The 13,177-nt window shown below is 59.9% G+C and carries 14 protein-coding genes; 6 read left to right on the top strand and 8 right to left on the bottom strand.

Translation table 11 applies throughout. From position 1 onward, the window contains the following. The 3 genes from EPN80_RS05760 to EPN80_RS05770 form a co-directional block, all read right to left on the bottom strand. On the bottom strand, positions 1-521 hold a 521-nt coding region (locus EPN80_RS05760), incomplete at its 3' end, for a hypothetical protein (protein WP_293024695.1). Between the two features lie 16 nt (positions 522-537). Then, positions 538-990: a hypothetical protein gene (locus tag EPN80_RS05765; RefSeq protein ID WP_293024697.1), complete on the bottom strand. Its 453-nt coding sequence runs from the start codon at positions 988-990 to the stop codon at positions 538-540. Positions 991-1,018: 28 nt separating this feature from the next. Continuing rightward, positions 1,019-1,801 carry a hypothetical protein gene (locus tag EPN80_RS05770; protein WP_293024699.1) on the bottom strand — a complete coding sequence of 261 codons (783 nt, stop codon included), beginning with the start codon at positions 1,799-1,801 and terminating at the stop codon, positions 1,019-1,021. Between the two features lie 1,041 nt (positions 1,802-2,842). Between EPN80_RS05770 and EPN80_RS05775 the strand changes: the two genes are divergently transcribed. Further along, positions 2,843-3,199 carry an STAS/SEC14 domain-containing protein gene (locus EPN80_RS05775; RefSeq protein WP_293024701.1) on the top strand — a complete coding sequence of 119 codons (357 nt, stop codon included), beginning with the start codon at positions 2,843-2,845 and terminating at the stop codon, positions 3,197-3,199. Between the two features lie 210 nt (positions 3,200-3,409). Here EPN80_RS05775 and ytaF read toward each other — a convergent pair whose 3' ends face one another. Then, positions 3,410-4,444 (bottom strand): sporulation membrane protein YtaF, encoded by a 1,035-nt coding sequence (ytaF, locus tag EPN80_RS05780; protein WP_293024703.1) that lies wholly within the window; start codon positions 4,442-4,444, stop codon positions 3,410-3,412. Between the two features lie 61 nt (positions 4,445-4,505). Between ytaF and EPN80_RS05785 the strand changes: the two genes are divergently transcribed. Beyond that, positions 4,506-5,078, top strand: coding sequence for a GNAT family N-acetyltransferase (locus EPN80_RS05785; RefSeq protein WP_293024705.1), 573 nt, complete (start codon positions 4,506-4,508; stop codon positions 5,076-5,078). Here the strand turns inward: EPN80_RS05785 and EPN80_RS05790 are convergent. Both EPN80_RS05790 and EPN80_RS05795 read right to left on the bottom strand, forming a co-directional pair. Beyond that, positions 5,051-6,832, bottom strand: a complete 1,782-nt coding sequence (locus tag EPN80_RS05790) for an ABC transporter ATP-binding protein (protein WP_293024707.1) — start codon at positions 6,830-6,832, stop codon at positions 5,051-5,053. The genes EPN80_RS05785 and EPN80_RS05790 overlap by 28 nt on opposite strands. A gap of 376 nt (positions 6,833-7,208) precedes the next feature. Next, a complete protein-coding gene (locus EPN80_RS05795) occupies positions 7,209-7,772 on the bottom strand; it encodes an NADPH-dependent FMN reductase (protein ID WP_293024709.1) in 564 nt (187 codons plus the stop codon). 439 nt (positions 7,773-8,211) lie between these two features. On the opposite strand from EPN80_RS05795, the gene EPN80_RS05800 reads away from it, so the two are divergent. The 3 genes from EPN80_RS05800 (at position 8,212) to EPN80_RS05810 (ending at position 9,830) form a co-directional block, all read left to right on the top strand. After that, positions 8,212-8,556 carry a hypothetical protein gene (locus EPN80_RS05800; RefSeq protein ID WP_293024711.1) on the top strand — a complete coding sequence of 115 codons (345 nt, stop codon included), beginning with the start codon at positions 8,212-8,214 and terminating at the stop codon, positions 8,554-8,556. A gap of 698 nt (positions 8,557-9,254) precedes the next feature. Then, positions 9,255-9,533 carry a type II toxin-antitoxin system RelE/ParE family toxin gene (locus tag EPN80_RS05805; RefSeq protein WP_047214677.1) on the top strand — a complete coding sequence of 93 codons (279 nt, stop codon included), beginning with the start codon at positions 9,255-9,257 and terminating at the stop codon, positions 9,531-9,533. Between the two features lie 9 nt (positions 9,534-9,542). Beyond that, entirely contained in the window at positions 9,543-9,830 is a 288-nt protein-coding gene (locus tag EPN80_RS05810; protein WP_047214676.1) for a HigA family addiction module antitoxin, read from the top strand. 204 nt (positions 9,831-10,034) lie between these two features. On the opposite strand, the gene EPN80_RS05815 is transcribed toward EPN80_RS05810, so the two are convergent. Next, positions 10,035-10,367, bottom strand: coding sequence for a type II toxin-antitoxin system HicB family antitoxin (locus EPN80_RS05815; protein ID WP_293024714.1), 333 nt, complete (start codon positions 10,365-10,367; stop codon positions 10,035-10,037). 307 nt (positions 10,368-10,674) lie between these two features. Further along, positions 10,675-11,667, bottom strand: a complete 993-nt coding sequence (locus EPN80_RS05820; protein ID WP_293024716.1) for a LysR family transcriptional regulator — start codon at positions 11,665-11,667, stop codon at positions 10,675-10,677. A 129-nt stretch (positions 11,668-11,796) separates the two neighbouring features. On the opposite strand from EPN80_RS05820, the gene EPN80_RS05825 reads away from it, so the two are divergent. Beyond that, complete coding sequence (locus EPN80_RS05825) at positions 11,797-13,134, top strand: MFS transporter (protein WP_293024718.1); 1,338 nt, start codon at positions 11,797-11,799, stop codon at positions 13,132-13,134. Positions 13,135-13,177: the final 43 nt, after the last annotated feature.

The following is a 13,177-nucleotide window of genomic DNA, read 5'->3' on the forward strand; positions in this document are numbered from 1 at the left end:
CCGCCGAACACGACCGCCGCGCCCGTATAGCCGAGGCCCGCCGTATCCGCCGTCCAGTCGCCAAGCGCCGTCCCCAGCGTTTGCGAGAACATGATCGTCAGCCAATAGAAGGCTTCTGCCTTGGGCGAGCTGACGGTACTCACCGACACGGAGCCGAGGGCGCGATGCCAGACGAACAGCGAGCCCAGCAACAAGACCAGCAGCAGGCTCGAACCGCCAGCGTATCCGATTCCGAGCGAACGGTCCGCAAAATCGGCGAGCGTGGTGCCGACCGTGGTGGTGGCGATAATAGTGGTCCAGTACAAGAATGGATGGAAGCCCCTGGCCCTGACTTGCGCAACGACAGCGGCCAGGAAGATCGCCGCGAAAATGCCGGTGCCGACGAGGTAGCCCAGGTTCATGGACATCGATACGGCATCGCCCCCGGTTTCGCCGAGGGTAGTAGCGGCAATCTTGATGAGCCAGAAACCGAGCGTGACCTCGGGCACTTTCGTTAGAGCGTGTTCAGCCGATGTTTTCATGGGGCATGCTCACCGGTTAGGAATTGCCTTCGAGAGTGTCGAAGGTTTTTAGCAGGGCGCTCATCGCCGCCTTAGCATCGACTTGGCTTGGGGGATCGGCGCGCAGCACGGCCAGGGCTTTGTCGATGGCCTTGTCGAGCACATGCCAGTCATTTGCTGCCCGTGGCTTTAAACCAGCCTCGGCCGAATCCCAAGAGATTTCCAAATCCTTGATGCGGGTTTTGGCGGCGGCTAGATCGCCCTTGTCAACGGTCGCGGAGACATCCGCGGCGATACTGCGGAACGCCGATAGGTCGCCGAGTTTGGAGGCCGTTTTTCCCGGCGCTCGCGCGGCGGTCTCAGCCGGTGCGGCCGGTGCGGCGCTCATGCCGGTCTGGTCGGCCGATTTGGAACAACCGGACGCCAAAGCCAACAGGACGCCTACCGACACGGCGGCAGTAGGGCGAGCGATCAAGTATTGAATGGGCATGCTTTACTCCTTGTATGAGGGAAGACGGTCATTCGGCGAGCTGGGCAGAGCGGCGCTCATTCATGCCGATCTGCGCGACGGCCACCAATGTGACGATCACCGAGAGGAACAAGGCGCTGGTCCACATGGGGCCAATGCCGAGGCCGCCGTAGGTCTTGGCCTGGGTAAGCAGGTCGCCGAGCGCGGCCCCAAAGGGGCGTGTCAGGATGTAGCCGATCCAGAAGGTCAGTATTGCGTTGCCGCCCGCACGCCAGGTGATATAGGTGAGGCAGATCAGCGCGCCGAATGCGACCGCACCCCACGTAAAGCCCAGGCCCAATGTCTCGGTGGCCAGGTCGCCGGCAGCCGTGCCGAGCGCAAACGTGCAGAAGATGGCGGCCCAATAAAACAACTCGCGGTTGCGTGTCACGATGTCGTGGATAGATAAACTGCGTTCGACGTGATGCCAGACGAAGAAGATTGCGGCGAGCGCGACGGCGAACACGGACGTGCTGATGTACAGGCTGACGCCCAAGCCATCGGTCAGCAGGTCGGTGACCTGGGTGCCGACCACGCTGACCAGCAAGACTGTCAGCCAGTAAATCGAAGGGATGTAGCGGGGGGCGCGCAACTGGGCGAACAAGGCTGCTGCCAGCAAAGCGGCCATCACCGCGCTAGTTGCACCTTGCCCGAGCCCCGCGTTGACCGCGAGGAAGTCAGCTCCCGTCTCGCCTACGGTGGTACACATGATTTTGATGATCCAGAACGACAGCGCGACTTCCGGGACTTTATTGAGCCAGCCTGCGGGACTGCTCAAGGGCAATTTGTTCATGGTCTTGTGCCGGGTGAGTAGGTTTGGCACGAGTCTGACCGGGCTGACTTAGCCCGGCCATAGGCCGACTCGGGGAATCGACGTCATCAAGGTTCCGCCGATGATGAGCGATGTGCCGTCGACTTCGTTATCGAGCCTGTTTACTGCCGGAGGTGCGCAGCTCTTGGGACAAAGGCACGGAGGGGCGTTGAGCGAACTCGAAGCGAGTCTCGCAGGAGCGGCTGATGTTCAATACGTTTTGGTATGGCCTAGCCCGTTGCGTGCGTCACGACGGATTTTTCGGCTGAGCACGCGTTCAAGCCGAGCGCCTTCGATGCAGCGACTTACGAGCTGCCCCTTGGACGGGGCGATTGGCGGGCCGGTAACGGCTCAGTTCGGCCGAGGCTGTGTGAAAACGCGAAACTCCGCGGTTTGCGGGTGTCGCTTTGCCCCGCCCGAGTCGCCACTAGGCCAACACAGCGCGATCTGATGGGTCAACTTTTTAGAATGGAGCGTTCGGCGAGCGTTTTCACGCAGCCTCGGCCAGGAGCGGCCACTCGACTTGCAATCTTGAATGGTCCACAATTAGTGAGCAGCAATGTCCAGGGTGTCCCCCTATATCCGACAGACTGAAGGAACTGCTCGAGGCCGAGTGATCGCGGCGATCTGTAATCTCCGAAGTCAGGTTCTGCCCGACAGTCGTCGGTTCCAACACGGCTTTCCTACGCAGCATTCGCAGCCGAACGGCCGGTATCGGCTGAATCGAATGGCCGCTGAGGGTCAGGTTACGCCTTTTGCATGAGATGGCACGCCGGAGGCGATCGCCGCGCTCCGGCGGCGGGCGTTAGGGGCCATGACGCGATGCTCGACGTGTGGAACCGAACCTTCCGCAGACTTATGGGAAAAGGTCGTTCGCAACGCACAAGCCCCGACAGGCATCAGAACGAAACCCAATGCTCGTAAGCTAACCGAGCGTGTGGAAAGGGGTACCATGGGAAGCAGTCGAACGCCAGGCTCATCCGTGCCTGATCGTGTGATGTCTCCCTAGCTCGGGGTCCCGCCATGATCCTGTATCGCACTACTCCCGATTCGCCGGTCATCGAAATATCCGTCGAAGGCAAAATCACCGACCACGAACTGCGTGAAGCCATCGAGCGCATGCGTGGTGATCTTGAACTGAACGGGAAGACCCGTGTGCTCGAACGCATTGCGCAATTCAGCGGTATCGAGCCGAAGGCACTGTGGACCGACATGACGCTAGGCGTCGCCGTCGCCCGGAAGGTCAAGCGCGCCGCGGTGGTGGCCGACGCGGGCTGGATTCGCGCCTCGATGCATTTGGCGCGATTCTTTACCAAGGCTGAAATCAAGGCGTTCCACGTCAACGAACTGGACCAGGCGCGGGTTTGGATCAACGCCTGAAAGTCATCGCAAGCCGACCGCATGGGGTAGAGGCCGGCCAGTTTCTGCCACTCGGTATGGTTATGAAAATGGCAGGTTCATAGCGGAAAGCGGTCGTCAGTTTGCTCTCAAAGCGGCAGGCTGTTGCGGCCACCGCTAGCGTGAACGGCCGGGCCTCCGAGAGTGCGGCGGCCAAGGGTGGTCGCTCTGTCGGGTCAGGTCGCATCTTCCTCAAAAGAAGATCTCATACAAGCCGACGATAATCAGGAGAACGCCGGCGAGCACACTGGCGTATCTTCCCACCCAGCGCACACCCAATTTACCCAGGTAGATGCCGAGCCAGATCGTGACGATGCTGGCGACAAAAACTATTGCGGTCATTGCGAAGATATTGAGGCCCAATATCCCGGCGCCGACGCCGTTGGGAATATTATTGATGGTCAGGCCGAAGGCTAACGCTAGGGCCTCTTTCATGTCGATATGACCAGAGAAGTCCCAGTCGGCAAGAATCGGATTGTCGAGAATCTGAGCGATATGGCGCAACCCGTATCTGGAAGGCCCGGTTAGTTCTGCTTCCCGAGGCTCCAGGACGCGGTGCATGCACTTATCTTGGAAGACTACCCAGAGCCCCGCCACGATAATGATGCCTTCCCCCAGCAAGCCATCCATTCCTTTACTTATGAAAAGGTAGACACTTTGCCCGAGAAAAATAGACAGAAAGGTACCAGTGGCAGTGACTACCGCGATCAGGAAATTGGACGCGAAGGGTATGTTGATCTTCCTGACGCCGTAAGACACGCCCACGCCGATATTGTCGAGATTGCTCGATAGTGCAATCAATAGAATGGGCAGGATTGAAGCATATGGGACGGTTTGGTTCATGTCGGTGGCGCTTTTGAAAACCTGCATCGAGTGTAGCCGATGGCCATTGTAGAAGCGCAGCCAATTGAGCATCTCGTGCTTGGCTCCGCGCCGGCACCGTGAGAAGCGCGGATATGTATTCATCCACGGTGCGGTCATGCGTTTGACGGCTTGCGGAATGATGCAAAGCTTTAACGATTGCCCACGTGTGAGCCCGAGAGAATCCGCCGCTTCCCACTGGCCGGTAGGCAGCGATTGAATTCCGCCTCGCACGACCTCCGAGACGTTAACCGTCACCGGAAACGAAAGACCAACAATGCCTTTGATCCACTCCGGAAATGGAATTGACGTGCCGAAAAAGTGAATTTCGTAAGGCAACAAATAAATGCAGAAAAACAGAATCACCAGCCATGGCGCATTTACTCTGAGTTGTTTATGCAGGATGAGGCGTCACAAGAGAGGTTGCATGGACCCTATTGAAACGAATCGGCTTGTCCTCAGGAATTTCCGGAGCGCAGATGCGCCCGGGCTTTATGCCTACCTAAAGGAACCCGGAGCGAGTTGCTTTCTTTCCATGAAACTCGACGATATGGATGCAGCTGAAGCGGAGGCGGAAAACCGAAGACGAAGCGATGACTGCATCGCTGTCTGCCTGAAGGATTCGGGCGAGCTGATTGGGGATCTGTTTGCCGTTCCTGAAGGGGACACGTTCGCGGTCGGGTGGAATTTCAACGGAGATTTCAGTGGCTGTGGTTTTGCTTCCGAAGCGGCTCGGGCTTTGTTCGCCTACCTGTTCAGCGTCAAGGGAGCCCGCCGGCTTTATGCCTATGTCGAGGACCACAACCGCGCCTCCCGGCGTCTGTGCGAGCGACTCGGGATGCGGCAGGAAGGCCTGTTTCTCGAATATGTATCGTTCATAAAGGACGACAACGGGGAGCCAATCTTCGAGAACACCATGCAGTACGCCATCCTGAGAAAGGAGTGGCGTCAAAGCGATGATCGGTTGCAAGATCACCCACCCTGCAACAAGCCCGCGTAAACGCCGTCGAGCGCCACCAATTGGTCATGGGTGCCATGTTCGACGATGCGCCCTGCCTGCATGACCACGATCAGATCCGCATGGCGGATCGTCGACAGCCGATGGGCAATGGTGATCGTTGTGCGGCCCTTTGACATGCGGGCCAGCGCCAACGACATGGCGCGCTCGGTACGGCTATCGAGCGCGCTGGTTGCCTCGTCCAGCAGCAGCACCGGCGGGTCGCGCAGGATGGTGCGGGCCAGCACCAGGCGCTGCTTTTCGCCTCCGGAGAAGCGGTAGCCATCCTCGCCCACCAGCGTGCCGTAGCCTTCGGGCAGCGACGCGATATGGTCGTGGATCTGGGCGATCCTTGCGGCCGCGAATAACTCGGCATCGGTCGCATCCGGCTTGGCAAAGCGCAGGTTCTCCGCCACCGACGCATGCAACAAATAGGGCTCCTGCGAAACGACACCCAGCATTTCCGATAGCGATTGGAAACTAAGGTCGCGCAGATCGACCCCGTCGAAGCGGATCGCGCCGCTGCTCACATCGTAAAGCCGCGCCAGCAGATATCCCAACGTCGTCTTGCCCGATCCGGTCGGACCGACGATCGCGACGTTGCCGCCGGCAGGAATGCTCAGGCTGATGTCATTCACGGCGCGGCGGCCTTCCTCGTGGTAGGCGAAGCTGACATGGTCCAGGTGCACTTCGCCGCGCATGTCGGCGCGTCGAATCGTAACGGGATCAGGCCGCTCGGTGATCTCGACCGGCTTGTCCAGATACTCGAAAATCCGGGCGAACAACGCACGCGTTTTCCGTGTATCGCGACCGATTTCCAGCAACTGCTCGAAGGGCCACAACAGTTGCTCCTGCAGCGCGATCATTGCCACCAAAGTGCCGATGGTGGCGGGATTGCCGGTTCGCATCAGGAGTCCGCCTGCCAGCAAGGTCATCGCTGGCAGGACCGCCAGCGCAAAGCCGATCAGCGACCATTGCCATTCACCCGCGGTACGCGATTTAACTTCAAGTTTGGCCAGGTCGCCCGAGATGCGGGCGAAACGTTGCGTCAGGTGCGGCCCCCGTCCCATGGTGCGTGCGAGAATGATCCCCGAGGCCGAGAGCGTCTCTTGCACGGCGACCGACATATCGGCGGCGCGAGCCTGTTGCTGGTAGGTCAGCGCCTCGCGTATCCGGGCCACGCGATTGCTGATCAGTACCGTCCCCGGCACGATGAACAGAACGAAGAGTGCCAGCCGCCAGTCGAGGATCAGAATGGCGATTGCGGTCATGACAACCGCGCTGAGCGAGCGGCCGAGTTCGTTCGCGGTGTCGGTCACCAGCGATTGCAGCCCGTCGATGTCGCTGGCGATGCGCGATTGCACCTCGCCCACACGGGTTCCGGTGAAGAACCGCAGCGAGAGGCTTTGGAGATGGGCGTATAGCCTTACCCGCAGATCATGCAGGACTGCCTGTCCTATGCGTGAGCTGAGGGTGACCTGGCCAGCGCCGATCGCAGCTGACAGAAAGGCGACCAGAACCATGCCCGCAACTAGCCAGACGAGTAGCGTGACATCGTTCCGTGGCAGGGCTTGATCGATGATCGCGCGCAGCAGGAAAGGGCCTGCCAGGCCGGTCGCCGAAGCGACCAGCATAAGCAGCATGACTGCGGCGATCCGCCCGCGGTAGGATGCGAACAACGCCAGCACGCGCCGCATGGAGACATGTCGTGCGGCAAGGTCGTCATAATCGTCGAGGTCCTGAACAGACGTGGACATTTGTTGCTCTCAGATGAAAACAGGCTGGATATAGTGCGTTGTTTCTCCTCGAATTGGCAAGGAGCCGCATTCGAACAGCGTCGCTTCGATATGACTGACAGCGCGCCGCAGAGATAAAAGTCGGCGTTGGGCTGTCCGCAGGCGGAAGGAGGAGGGCCATACCGCCAGCGATACACAGCTCTCCGTAGCAGCCACACCGGTCGTTCGAAACCCGCGGGTAGACCCGTGACAATCGCGGCGGGAGCGGCGATCCGCAGGTCATCGACCATCGCGCATGCCTGTTACGATAAGCCATCGGCTCGCACACGATTTCCGCAATGTCCTGGCAGCGGCATCAATCCCCCAAAAGACCGTCTCCACCGTTAGTCAAGACTCTCTACCGAGACCGCACTGCACTCACAAACGCCGATAGGAAGTCACATATTTCGGATTGCCGCTCGGGCAACATCACGATGGATGCAATTTCTCGCGGCGTTTTGCCGATCAGCGGGATACGCAAAAAGAGATCGTCGCGAAATCTGTCGCTGACGGTGGACAGCACCAGGCGTAGAGATGCGAGCATGTCATCGCCGCGATGAGAGGCATGAGCCAACGCGATGGGCTTTCCGATCACCTCGAAGCGCGAAACCATCCAGTCGATCGCATTCTTGAGTCCGCCCGGAATGGCTCGAACGTATTCGGGGCTGGCAATGATGATCCCTTCGCATGCGGATACGCGCTGCAGAAATTCCAGCACTTCGGCCGGCGTCCGTTCCCCTTCCAGATCGGGCGAGAAGACTGGCAAGGTGTCGAGGCGATGAAATACCGATAGCTCAACGCCAGCGGGTGCGGCGTCTTTCAGTGCCAGCAGCAGTGCCGTGTTGACGGACTCGCGGCGGGCACTGCCGGAGATGGCTAAAAGCTTCATTTGTTCGCGTGGCGGAGCATCGAAAGTGCTCACTGTACTGTAATCCGGCATTTACATCCGACAGAAGCCGGTCGGGGTCTCGCTGCTTTAAGCCGTGACCTTGACGCCCATTCGCTTCCGTCCTATTCTGCGACCGTCCCCGAAACAGCGGGGGACTGGTTTAGCAGCCAGAGCACGTAGGCGGACAACCGCTACCAAGCGGTTTTTTTGTCCGTCATGCCCTTGCGCGCCATCTTCAATGGGCGGGCCTGGGTGGGGGAGCCTTCGGGCTCGCCGGTTCCTACGTGCCGGTCTGCTAACCCTGCCTTGTGCCCGCCCACCCCGTTTAGCAGCGGGAGCGGGATTGCAACCGCAAACGTAGGAGGCCGCACCATGCGCCAATCTCAACACGCCCCGAGCGGGCCGTCTCTCATTCTTTACATCGCCACTCAAGCATCGCATCCGCTTGCGCTGTCGCCTGCGGAGGTGCGGCATGGCTAACGGCAAACTCTCTGCAGTGCCGTTCGCGCAGGCGACGGACGAATTTTGCGACGCGCAGCCGCTCAACCGCAATGCCGCGCGCTTCGGCCCGACAGACGCCGTGCCGGAGGACGTGCGCGGCAGTCTGAACACCGCGTTCGACGCGCTGCTGGCGATTCATGGCATTTCGTCGATGCTGATCGCCGACGGCGACGAAAAGGCTGCCGGTGAAGGCGGCGCGCCCTTGGCGCCCGAGCTGTCGCACAGCCTGCTGACAGCGGTGCGGGTGATCTCGCAGCTGGCCGGGGCTCAGTTGTGCCGCGTGGCGGATCGGTTGGAAGCGCAGCAAACGGCGTGAGTAGGTGAAACGTGAAGACGCCGGGGCATGGGCGTCGTCGCGACATTCAAGCGTGAATGGCTTTTTCCCGATACGTCAGTCGCCCACTGATTCAGGCTTTTTCCCGCCGCCGGGGCGGAGACCGACCACTTCGCCGCAGCAGTCCGTTCCCTGAATGAACGGAAAGGGCGTCGTGGCATTCCAGCCGCCATCGGGCCGATTCCGGTTTGTCGTACCCCCCGGTGCCAGTGGTGACGACCGCGTGCATTGTCGGGCCGTTGCCGGCTGGCTTACCCTGCATTGGATTTCCTTTTGGAATGTCGCTGCGTTATGCAGATGGTAAGCGCTTTGGCTTTCGTTGCAATCGTGGCGAAATATGGACGAACGTTTCTGCTCCAACGGAGGACGCGCCACGCACCGATCTCAGCACACTCATCTCGCACTATTTCCCTCACTCGACATGACAAGTGTTGCATCGTGACTCTGGCGCCCGAGTTGTCGCATCGCTTGCTGGCGACGGTGCGGGGCATCCCGCAGCCGGACGGGGCGGAGCGGTGCCGGTTGACGGATCGGTTGACTGATGGGGAGGTGAGGCTGGGCGCTTCTTTCAGAACAAACTGAGCCGGCTTGTGCGGCATCATTCATCGCGGTTGCCGCGATTTGATTCAGGGATGAGCGCCTGGTGTTGATAAGTGTTAATTAACAGTATGCAATAATTCATGATAAAGACCTTTCGCCATAAGGGGTTAGAAGCTTTTTATCGCACAGGTAACAAAGGGGGCATCCAGCCACGCCATGCCGGAAAGTTGCGCTTGTTGCTGACCGCTCTGGACAGTGCCGCTGGTCCACAGGACATGAATGCGCCGGCGTGGCGCCTGCACTCGTTGACTGGTGATTTGGCTGGTCACTGGTCGATCTGGGTGAACGGCAATTGGCGCGTGACGTTCCGCTTCAACGGCGCAGATGCCGAACTGGTCGATTATCAGGATTACCACTAGAGAAACGACATGAGCAAGATGCACAACCCCGCTCACCCCGGCGAAGTGTTGCGGCAATGGTTGCCGCAGGACATGACGGTCACGGAAGCGGCCCAGGCGTTACAGGTCTCCCGCATTACGCTTTCCAAGGTGTTGAACGGCAAGGCAGGCGTGACTGCGGGCATGGCGTTGCGCCTTTCGGCATGGCTGGGCACATCGCCTGAGTTGTGGCTGGGGATGCAAAATCAGTGGGATCTGTGGCAGGCGGAGCAGCAGCCAAAGCCGAAGATAAAGCCGCTCAAGCGCATGCGGGTGTAACTCGTGCGCATGTGATTTATTCACCCTGGCGCTCAGGCCGCGACGTTTCTGCGAAGCTGATTGCCGACAGCGATGAAAAGACTGCCGGCGAAGTCGCGGGTGATCTGCAGCTGGCCGGGGCAGGGCGGTGCCGGCTGGCGCAGAGTTAACTGACTTGCAACGGTGATACGCGAAGACACCGGAGCATGCATTTCATCGGTGAATTCAAGCGTGAATGGCTTCTTCCAATACGTCAGTCGCCCACTGATTCGGGCTTTTTCCCGCCGCCTCGGCCTGCATCGCCATGCGCGAATGCATTTCGGCCGGTACGCGCAGCACGAATTTTCCCGAATACGACTTTTGCGGCGGGCGCCCGAGCTTCTCGCAAGTGGCCAGATAGTCGTCGACCGCTTCGATGAAGGCCGCGCGCAACTGCGTCACCGAATCGCCGTGAAACCCGACGACGTCATGTATGCCGGCAATGTGACCCACGAAACATTCATCTTCATCGCTGTATTCAATGCGGGCCGCGTAGTCCTTGTAATTCATGGCCTTCATGGCTTGACTCCTGCATTTTCAAGAAATTGGCGCGCATCGCGCACCTGGTAGGGTTTGGCTTCCTTGGCGGGGTGAGGCCGGTGAAACGCATCCACGAGGGACGACGAAACAGTACCACCTTGGGTATCTTGCCGCGCTGTTTGATCGCGGCGCGTTGCCTGATTCGTAACAAACCGAGCCGGCCTGCCGGGGCCATTCATTGAAGCCGCTAAGGTTTGATCCGAGGCCCGGAGTCTGGACGAATGGCATTTGGCACGTCACATTCCTGTTCAACCTTGAGGCCACGTATCTGCGTGCCGGCAAGACCTCAGTCAATCGCCCGCGATCGCGGCTTGCCGGCGCGGGCAGTCTTGTTTGTCGCTCCGTCCGCAGCCGATCCACGGTCCGTGGGGGCTTTCAGACCCGCTGCGGTTTCCGTCAGCAACGATCGTAGCCACGCGATCGCCGGATCACGTTCCTGATATTTATGCCATTGCAAATGCTCGGCGAATGCGGGTATCGCAACCGGGCACGCGATCACTCGCAGCGGAAGCCGCGCGGCCATCTGATATGCGAGGCGTGACGGTAGCGTGGCAATGCGCGCCGTGCCACTCAGCAATTCGGGAATCAGTGTGAAAGAAGGAGCGATCACGCTTTGGCGCCGTGCCCGCTTGCCGGTCGAGATCAGACGCGCATCGAACGTGACGCGCCGCCCGCCACCCCATTCGACCCCGACATGGGTCGCATCGAAGTATTGATCTTGCGTCATCGCGTCGCCGTAGGCTGGATTGCCGGCGCACACGAGGCAGGAAAATGTGTCTTCAAACAGGGGCTCGCTCGGATGGCCGGGGACCTTGGCAAACTCGGGAGCGATGAGTAGTTCCGCTTCGCCGCTCTCCAAATGCTCCGGCGTCTGCGGACTGATGGCTCGCAGGTCAAACTCCATCAACGGGGCCAATTCCGCTGCGCGCCGAACTACTGCTGAAAGAAACACGCTGATGACGTAGTCCGACGATTCGATAGTAAAACGGCGCGTCGATGTGGTCGGATCGAATGAAGGACGCGACCGCGTGATGGTTTGAATTTGGAGCAGTACGTCCCGCACGGGCTTAATCAACTCGGCTGCGAGCGGTGTCAACACCTGGGTCTTACCCACAGGCATCAACAATTCGTCGCCGAAATACTCGCGTAGCCGCGCCAGAGAACAACTTGTGGCCGGCTGGCTCAAGAACAACTGCTCGGCGGCCTTGCCAACGCTGCGCGTCGATAGCAGTGCGTCGAGCACCACGAGTTGATTGAGGTCGAGCTTATTGAAGCGCATGGATTGACATTTACAGAATGGATGTCTCAAATTTAAACAATAAATTTTATAAATGTCACGTGAAATCTATAATCCGTTCAGACGGCGAGATAAGCCGAACATGGCAGACAAATCGAGGAGACAACTAGCATGCGTGAGATTCGCAAGGCGAACCCGGTTCTCGCCCAGTGGGGGCTGGTCGTCACGCTGACAGCGATGACGATGCTGGCCCAGATCGACAAGAACATTCTGGTTTTGATGGTTGGGCCGATCCGGCATGCGTTCGGCGTGAACGACGTCCAGATCAGCTTTCTGATTGGCGCCGCGTTTGCCGTGGCGAATATTGTCGTTGGATTGCCTGCCGGATGGCTGGCGGACCGCTTCGACCGGCGCGCGATCATTGCGTGCGGTGTGGTGGTATGGTCGCTTGCGGTTGCGGCCAACGCGGTTGCCGCGTCGTTCGCCGCGTTGGTGCTCGCACGCGTCGTTGTTGGCGGTGCCGAGGCGATGATTCCCCCCGCTTCCTACTCTCTGATTCGCGACGGCGTCGACGAAACACGGCGCGCTCGCGCGCTGTCGGTCTACACCATGGCGCTGATGTTGGGGACCGGCCTGTCGCTGGTGCTCGGCGGCCCGTTGATCGGGGCGCTTCAAGTGTCCGGATGGCATGCGCTGCCGTTTGTCGGTGATGTCGCCGCATGGCAGATGGCGCTCTTCCTGATCGGCGTGGTCGGCTTGCCAATCGGGCTCACGATCTTCCTGAATCGAGATCCCGGCCGGCATGGAGTCGAGGCGTCGACCGTTGCGCAAGATGCGCGTTTGGGCGCCGTGCTTCAGATGTTGTGGGCGCAGCGTGGCGTATTCGGGCCGTTGCTGCTGTTCGTGATCGGCAACGCGATGATTACATATGGTCTTGCCGCTTGGGTCCCGACCATGGTGGTCAGGCGCTTTTCGCTCGGTATCAGGGAGTTCGGCCTGGCGCAGGGAGCGCTGATGTTGACTGCCGGCCCGGTCGGGCTTTGGCTGGCGGGCACGTGCATGCAACGCCGGCAAATCGCGGCGTCGCTCACACGGGTGGCGAGCGTCGGCATCGTGGCGAGCGCGGCCGTCACAGCGCTCACTGTGTCATTGGTGCTGGCCGGTTCACTATCGACCTTTTGGGCATTCGACGCATTGGTGGTCCTGTGCTCATGGACGTTCATGTCGGTGGCCTCGGTGATCGTCGCGCGGACGGTGCCGTCCCAGTCGGTTGGATTGGTGATGGCGATCGTATTGGTTCTCAACGGTTTGGTCGGTCAAGGACTATCCCCTACGGTGATTGCCCTGGTGGAGCGTCACGTCTTCGGCGACCTGCCGCAAGCCTTGCCGCACGCCATGGCTGTCGTATTTGCCGCGACCGGGCTGTTGGCGTTTGCGGCCGCGACACTGATGCGGCGCAATCTGGCGCGCGACGCGCGATTGCCCGTGTCGGCCCGAACCTTTGCTTGAGATCGGCCGTGACCAACGAGCAAAGCAGGTAACACCGGTGAAA

The organism is Pandoraea sp. (genome assembly GCF_004297875.1).
GTDB lineage: Bacteria > Pseudomonadota > Gammaproteobacteria > Burkholderiales > Burkholderiaceae > Pandoraea.